The 1,392-nt window shown below is 52.9% G+C and carries 1 rRNA gene; it reads right to left on the bottom strand.

Annotated elements, in window-relative coordinates:
- Positions 1-19: 19 nt before the first annotated feature.
- Positions 20-1,392: ribosomal RNA gene (locus QZR30_RS27815) — 23S ribosomal RNA — on the bottom strand; the annotation flags it as partial.

Genomic DNA, 1,392 nt, shown 5'->3' on the forward strand with positions numbered 1-1,392 from the left:
CAAATTGCTTGGGTGTTATATGGTCAAGCCTCACGGGCAATTAGTATTGGTTAGCTCAACGCCTCACAGCGCTTACACACCCAACCTATCAACGTCGTAGTCTTCGACGGCCCTTCAGGGGACTCAAGGTCCCAGTGAGATCTCATCTTGAGGCTAGTTTCCCGCTTAGATGCTTTCAGCGGTTATCTATTCCGAACATAGCTACCCGGCAATGCCACTGGCGTGACAACCGGAACACCAGAGGTTCGTCCACTCCGGTCCTCTCGTACTAGGAGCAGCCCCTCTCAAATCTCAAACGTCCACGGCAGATAGGGACCGAACTGTCTCACGACGTTCTAAACCCAGCTCGCGTACCACTTTAAATGGCGAACAGCCATACCCTTGGGACCGGCTTCAGCCCCAGGATGTGATGAGCCGACATCGAGGTGCCAAACACCGCCGTCGATATGAACTCTTGGGCGGTATCAGCCTGTTATCCCCGGAGTACCTTTTATCCGTTGAGCGATGGCCCTTCCATACAGAACCACCGGATCACTAAGACCTACTTTCGTACCTGCTCGACGTGTCTGTCTCGCAGTCAAGCGCGCTTTTGCCTTTATACTCTACGACCGATTTCCGACCGGTCTGAGCGCACCTTCGTACTCCTCCGTTACTCTTTAGGAGGAGACCGCCCCAGTCAAACTACCCACCATACACTGTCCTCGATCCGGATAACGGACCTGAGTTAGAACCTCAAAGTTGCCAGGGTGGTATTTCAAGGTTGGCTCCACGCAGACTGGCGTCCACGCTTCAAAGCCTCCCACCTATCCTACACAAGCAAATTCAAAGTCCAGTGCAAAGCTATAGTAAAGGTTCACGGGGTCTTTCCGTCTAGCCGCGGATACACTGCATCTTCACAGCGATTTCAATTTCACTGAGTCTCGGGTGGAGACAGCGCCGCCATCGTTACGCCATTCGTGCAGGTCGGAACTTACCCGACAAGGAATTTCGCTACCTTAGGACCGTTATAGTTACGGCCGCCGTTTACCGGGGCTTCGATCAAGAGCTTCGCGTTAGCTAACCCCATCAATTAACCTTCCGGCACCGGGCAGGCGTCACACCCTATACGTCCACTTTCGTGTTTGCAGAGTGCTGTGTTTTTAATAAACAGTCGCAGCGGCCTGGTATCTTCGACCGGCATGAGCTTACGGAGCAAGTCCTTCACCCTCACCGGCGCACCTTCTCCCGAAGTTACGGTGCCATTTTGCCTAGTTCCTTCACCCGAGTTCTCTCAAGCGCCTTGGTATTCTCTACCCAACCACCTGTGTCGGTTTGGGGTACGGTTCCTGGTTACCTGAAGCTTAGAAGCTTTTCTTGGAAGCATGGCATCAACCACTTCGTCATCTAAAAGAT

It is taken from the genome of Pseudomonas sp. rhizo25 (assembly GCF_031931935.1).
Taxonomy (GTDB): Bacteria; Pseudomonadota; Gammaproteobacteria; order Pseudomonadales; family Pseudomonadaceae; genus Aquipseudomonas; species Aquipseudomonas synxantha.